Annotated in this window: 4 protein-coding genes and 2 tRNA genes; 4 read left to right on the top strand and 2 right to left on the bottom strand. The window is 44.2% G+C overall.

From position 1 onward, the window contains the following. Positions 1 to 482: 482 nt before the first annotated feature. Together H3V14_RS10730 and gstA are read right to left on the bottom strand one after the other, a co-directional pair. Positions 483 to 572, bottom strand: a tRNA-Ser gene (locus tag H3V14_RS10730). Positions 573 to 1,044: 472 nt separating this feature from the next. Beyond that, positions 1,045 to 1,647, bottom strand: coding sequence for a glutathione transferase GstA (gene gstA, locus H3V14_RS10725; protein WP_198221154.1), 603 nt, complete (start codon positions 1,645 to 1,647; stop codon positions 1,045 to 1,047). Positions 1,648 to 1,913: 266 nt separating this feature from the next. On the opposite strand from gstA, the gene dusB reads away from it, so the two are divergent. The 4 genes from dusB to H3V14_RS10705 all read left to right on the top strand — a co-directional run bounded on the left by dusB (position 1,914) and on the right by H3V14_RS10705 (position 5,650). Beyond that, positions 1,914 to 2,900, top strand: a complete 987-nt coding sequence (dusB, locus tag H3V14_RS10720; RefSeq protein ID WP_198228582.1) for a tRNA dihydrouridine synthase DusB — start codon at positions 1,914 to 1,916, stop codon at positions 2,898 to 2,900. A 2-nt stretch (positions 2,901 to 2,902) separates the two neighbouring features. Beyond that, a complete protein-coding gene (locus H3V14_RS10715; protein ID WP_198228580.1) occupies positions 2,903 to 4,030 on the top strand; it encodes a nitrogen regulation protein NR(II) in 1,128 nt (375 codons plus the stop codon). Continuing rightward, positions 4,030 to 5,487, top strand: a complete 1,458-nt coding sequence (gene ntrC / locus H3V14_RS10710) for a nitrogen regulation protein NR(I) (protein WP_198228578.1) — start codon at positions 4,030 to 4,032, stop codon at positions 5,485 to 5,487. Before H3V14_RS10715 ends, ntrC begins: the two co-directional genes overlap by 1 nt. Positions 5,488 to 5,560: 73 nt before the next feature. After that, positions 5,561 to 5,650, top strand: a tRNA-Ser gene (locus tag H3V14_RS10705). The last annotated feature ends 653 nt before the right edge of the window (positions 5,651 to 6,303 follow it).

The following is a 6,303-nucleotide window of genomic DNA, read 5'->3' as shown; positions in this document are numbered from 1 at the left end:
ATTCCGGAATATTGACATAGAAGATCTTCAAGAAACAGACCGCCGTCTTAATAATTGATGTAAGAATTCTCATCTAACCTTCCGGCGACGAAAACGAGCATTTTAAAAGTTTAAAAGCCTCATTTATGAAGATTTTATCGATATACACGGACGAATTTACAATTATTTTAATCACGAAAGGCATCTCACCACCAGACAAACATACAAGCAAAAACGAACGACACCTCTTCAAGAGTGATATAATTAGTCACTTGCATAAAAATGGTTCTCCCTGCTCTTTTGAAACGGGGGGAGCGTTAGTCTGACAACAGCCGTAAAATATTGATCCTCACCACCGAAAAACGCAAACAGAGGAAAAGTGCGGGAAATTTTCAAATAATAACAGAAAAAAATCTCTTAAGAAAAAGACGGAATCAAACCTTTGAAATGTCGTTGTATTGCGTAGGATACAAAGGTAACACCGTATGATCATGATGCCCTAATGGCGGAGAGAAAGGGATTCGAACCCTTGATACGGTTGCCCGTATACACGCGTTCCAGGCGTGCGCCTTCAACCACTCGGCCACCTCTCCAGCGAGGCTGCAATATAACGGGAAAGACTCCGAGTTCAAGAGGAAACTTCATTTCATACAGGAAAAAGTCGCTCTCACATCACTTAACCAAGGAGATGATCACAAACTCTTTTGAGCAGGCTTAAAAAACGATCATTCTTTTCATAGTCGTTACAGCTCGTTCGAAGCTTTGAACCGAATGAGAAGCCAAATCGGGATATTAACAATCGACCGATCAGGATATAGCCAAGGCATCACACACGATTCAGCAATGGTGTAATGTTCCAACCGCCGTTGATCAATCACGTATGTTCATGGTCGCATTAAATATTTTTAACCGAATAACAATTGGAAACAGCAAGTTTAACAAATGAAAAGCCTGCCGAGACGTTCAGTCAGAAGCAGGCTTTTCTTCCCCTTGAAAACTGTTAAAATAACTAGGTGGAATTTAAATTCTCTTTCGCAGTTATTTTCCGTGCATCTTAAGCAGGTTTCAGGCTGCCTTTTCGTCTGCGAAAGCTTTTTTGACGCTATCACGATTATTAATCTTTTCCATATAGGACGACAAGGCCGGCATATCGAGAAGATCAATCCGCACAAACTTGCACCATGTCAGAATTGTAAACAGATAGGCATCGGCAACAGTGAAATGATCGCCGGCAATAAACTGGGAATTTTCAAGCTGTTTTTCAGCATAGGTCAATCGTTCGATAAGCTTTGCTTTGGCAGCCTTTTTTTCTTCCTCTGAACCGGGATGGAAAAGCGGTCCGAAACCTTTGTGAAGCTCGGTTGCAATATAATTCAGCCATTCCTGTACTTTTGCCCGCTCATAAGTACCCGGTTTTTCAGCCAAATTCTTTTCAGGCTTTAGATCGGCAAGATATTGAACAATAGCAGTACCTTCAGTAATAACGCGGCCGTCATCAAGTTCCAGTGCTGGAACATAGCCTTTTTGGGTGACAGTCAGATAATCTTTGCCACTTGCCGTTTTCTTTTTGGCCAAATCAACCTTTTCAAGTTTGATCGGAATTCCGGCTTCCAGCGCTACGATATGTGGAGAGAGTGAACAAGCACCAGGGGCAAAATATAATTTCATAATCTCTATCCCTTCAAAGTTTCGGAGTTATTACGAAACAAAATTGATACAGCTTTTTGATTTTTTCAATAGGCTGTCGTTATCTTACAATGTGCAATTCGTTTGCGCATCTCAATTTATGTTTAACTCCCGCTTTTTAATGAGATTATTTTTCATCAATAAATATCGATCCGGACAGCAAAATCTCTTCATAGCATTGCCTTTTATTGATAAAATGGTAAAAGATTAGGCGTTTTTAAAATTGCACAACAAAAAGGCATGAGTGATTGACCTTTCTTTCCACACCTCTCGAAGTTGGCAATATCGAGTTTAGAAACCGCGTCTTTCTTGCTCCTATGTCTGGTGTGAGCGATTTACCTTTCCGTCAAAGAAGTTGGCGTGCCGGTGCCGGTATGGTGGTTTCGGAAATGGTGGCAAGCGCGGAATTATGTTCTGGCGCGGTTGAAAGCCAAATGCGTGTGAACGGCAAGGGTCTTCCCCAGCATGTGGTGCAACTAGCCGGTCGCGAACCTGAATGGATGGCAAGAGCAACCGAAATTGTTCAGGATAATCATGCCGATATGATTGACATCAATATGGGGTGTCCTGCCAAAAAAGTTATCGGCGGATATTCCGGTGCTGCTCTTATGCGCGACTTGAAACTTGCCATGTCCTTGATCGAAGCGGTTCTCAAAGTAGCAAGAATTCCCGTTTCGCTTAAAATGCGGCTTGGATGGGATGAAACAACAATCAATGCGCCGGAACTGGCAAAAATGGCTGAAGAAGCCGGTATTTCCATGATTACAGTGCACGGCCGCACCAGAATGCAATTTTATAACGGTCAAGCCGACTGGGATGCTTTGAAAAAAGTTCGCGATGTTATTTCGATTCCGATGGTAGCAAATGGCGATATCGGCAATCTTAAGGAAGCGGAAGAATGCCTTCGTCGTTCTGGCGCCGATGCTGTCATGATCGGACGGGCAAGTTATGGTTCACCATGGTTGGCAGGAGAGATCGCAGGCCATCCCTTCTGTCAGAATCTCGACCGTTATATTTGCGATCATTATCGCGCAATGCTTGATTATTATGGCGAAAATACCGGCGTGCGTCACGCCCGAAAACATCTCGACTGGTATTTGAACAAACATGCCAAGGGCTTCTATAGCAATGAAGAGCGGCAGGAAATTATGACTTCATGCAAGCCGGAACACGTTCTGACATTGTTGAATTCGATATTTTCTAGAGATTTGGGTAATCCGGAAAAGGCAGCCTGACAATGCAACAAAAAACAAAAAATTCCGAACAAAATCTTGCAAGACTGGTGCTTGATGCAGTGCGACATCCGGTTATTCTTGTCGACAAGGACAATAGCATCGCCTATGCCAATGCCGATGCCGAACAATTCTTCAAGGCGAGTTCTTCTGTATTGTCACGAAACAAGCTTGAAACATTTTTGCCTTTTGGCAGCCCTCTCCTCTCGCTTATTAATCAGGTCAGAGAAAAACCCAAACCGGTCAATGAATATCATGTCGATTTATCATCACCAAAACTCGGTTATGACAAGCTCGTCGATATTTTTGTTCAACCATTACCGGAAATACCGGGAAGTGTCGTTGTGTTGTTTCAGGAAAAATCCATGGCCGAAAAGCTTGACCGGCAGATGACCCATAGAGGGGCTGCCCGTTCGGTGACCGGCCTTGCTTCAATGCTTGCCCATGAAATAAAAAATCCGCTTTCTGGTATTCGTGGCGCTGCGCAACTTCTTGAAAGTGTCGTCAGCGATGACGACCGGCAACTCACACGTTTGATTACCGATGAAACAGATCGTATCGTTGCTCTGGTTGATCGTATGGAAGTGTTTTCGGATGAACGGCCGATCGAACGTTTTCCGATTAATATTCACACAGTGCTCGATCACGTAAAAAGGCTTGCGCAAAGCGGTTTTGCAAAAAAGATCAAATTTATTGAAAAATATGACCCATCACTGCCTCCGGTCTATGCCAATCGCGACCAGCTTATCCAGATTTTCCTTAATCTTGTTAAAAACGCGACCGAAGCTTTGGGCAGTGTAAAAAATCCGACAATTACGCTTACTTCTTCCTATCGACCGGGCATCAAGCTTTCCGTGCAAGGGCGACATGATAAAGTCACATTGCCTATGGAATTCTGTGTCGAAGATAATGGACCTGGTGTCCCAAAAGACATACAGGAAAATCTTTTTGACCCATTCATCACCAGTAAACCGAATGGATCCGGCCTCGGACTTGCACTGGTTGCAAAACTTGTGAACGACCATGGCGGGGTCGTTGAATGCGAGTCTCAACCGGGAAGGACGATATTCCGCGTTCTCTTGCCCATGTGGCGACCGGAAGAGACAGAACCAAAGTCAAGCGGAGAAAGCTAATGACCAAAGGGATGATACTTGTTGCCGATGACGATGCGGCAATCCGCACTGTTCTCAACCAGGCGCTCTCGCGAGCCGGCTATGACGTACGGGTAGCGCCGAATGCAGCAATGCTATGGCGTTGGATTGCCAACGGCGATGGAGATCTCGTCATTACCGATGTCGTTATGCCTGATGAAAACGCATTCGATCTTATACCCCGCATCAAAAAATCACGGCCGGAAATTCCTGTTATTGTCATGAGTGCACAAAACACTTTTATGACTGCAATCAAAGCTTCGGAAGCCGGAGCCTACGATTATCTGCCAAAACCATTCGATCTTTCAGAGCTCATCAATATTGTCGGACGGGCTATGGTTGAACCCCGCCCCGAAAGCGAAAAACAAAAATCCGACGAAACGAACGATACGATGCCGCTTGTCGGCCGATCTCCTGCAATGCAGGAAATCTATCGTATTCTTGCCCGCATGATGCAGACTGACCTTACCGTGATGATTACCGGCGAGTCAGGAACAGGAAAAGAGCTTGTCGCACGTGCGCTTCACGAATATGGCAGACGCCGCAAAGGGCCATTTGTTGCAATCAATATGGCAGCAATCCCTAAAGATCTCATTGAATCAGAATTATTCGGCCATGAAAAAGGTGCCTTTACCGGTGCCAATACACGTTCAAGCGGGCGTTTTGAACAAGCAAATGGTGGCACATTGTTCCTCGACGAGATTGGCGATATGCCGATGGACGCGCAAACCCGCCTCTTACGTGTCCTGCAACAGGGCGAATATATGACCGTTGGCGGGAGAACTCCAATAAAAACCGATGTCAGAATTGTTGCTGCAACCAACAAGGATTTGCATCAGCTTATCAATCAGGGACAATTCCGCGAAGATCTGTTTTATAGACTGAACGTCGTACCTTTGCGCATTCCAGCTTTGCGTGAAAGAGCCGACGATATTCCCGATCTCGTGCGTCATTTCTTCAAAATGGCAACCGATGACGGATTGCCTTTGAAACATATCAGCAATGAAGGGCTTGATTTGTTACGTCGCTATTCCTGGCCAGGCAATGTCAGGGAATTGGAAAATCTTGTACGTAGACTTGCCGCGCTTTATCCGCAGGAAGAAATCGCGGTCGATGTTATCGAGACCGAATTAAAAAATGAAACCGGTCATCAAGGGGCTGACAATCCGGTTTCTGTTAATGACAATATAACTATCGGCGAAGCGGTCGAGATGAATATGCAAAAATATTTTGCTTCTTTCGGCAATGAACTGCCCCCCGCCGGACTTTATCACCGCGTATTGGAAGAGGTCGAGTATCCACTTATTCTTGCGTGCCTCACAGCGACAAAGGGAAACCAGATCAAGGCAGCAGAGCTTTTAGGCCTTAATCGCAATACATTGCGCAAAAAAGTGCGCGATCTGAAAGTGAACATCTATAAAGGAACGAAGGCAAATTAAATTTGGCTCAAAAAAATTTAAATAAGTGATTGACCTTTAGCGAGAACCTTGTAAAGACTTGCGCATCCTTTTTGGAGGGGTGGCCGAGCGGTTTAAGGCACCGGTCTTGAAAACCGGCGTGCAGGCGACTGTACCGTGGGTTCGAATCCCACCCCCTCCGCCATATTTCGACAAAAACTAATTTTAAATCAATAAATTGAGATTTCTTATAGTTTTTTCATCCTCCATCTCATCCGCCAATAAAACTTGGAAGCAATGGTATTATAAGGGAGAAAAAAGGACAATAACCAATTGATATTGCTAACAAAACAAAATGGGACGGTCTTAGACAGTCTGAAACAATAACAAAGGGTACTGTCCCTCCGCCATTAAACATCACGATCATACGATCGTTCCTTTTTATTCCACACAATACAATGGGATTTCAAAGAGTTTAATTCTGTCTTTTTCTTAAGCAATTTATTTTCTATTATTATTTGACAATTTCCTCCACTTTGCCTCTGTTTACGTTTTTCGGCGGTGAAGATTGATATTCTTACAGGTGTTGTCGGACTAACTCTCACTTACCTCAAAAAGGCAGGGTGAGCCAGTTTTATGCAAGCGTCAAAGTCATGGCGTGAAAATATCGCGCCATGATCAAATTTAAAAATTACTCTGACAATGCCCTTACCTATAAAGGTCGTTTAGAACTTGGCTCTAAAGCCCACCGTCCCATTAAGTGAGTAGCTGTTACCAAAGTCATTAAAGCTTGAACGTGCAGCAACTTCACCATAGAGCGAGTATTTGTCATCTTTCCAGTTGTGAGAAAGACCAGCT

It is taken from the genome of Bartonella sp. W8151 (assembly GCF_016100385.1).
GTDB lineage: Bacteria > Pseudomonadota > Alphaproteobacteria > Rhizobiales > Rhizobiaceae > Bartonella > Bartonella apis.
This window is presented reverse-complemented; position numbering and strand designations above follow the sequence as displayed.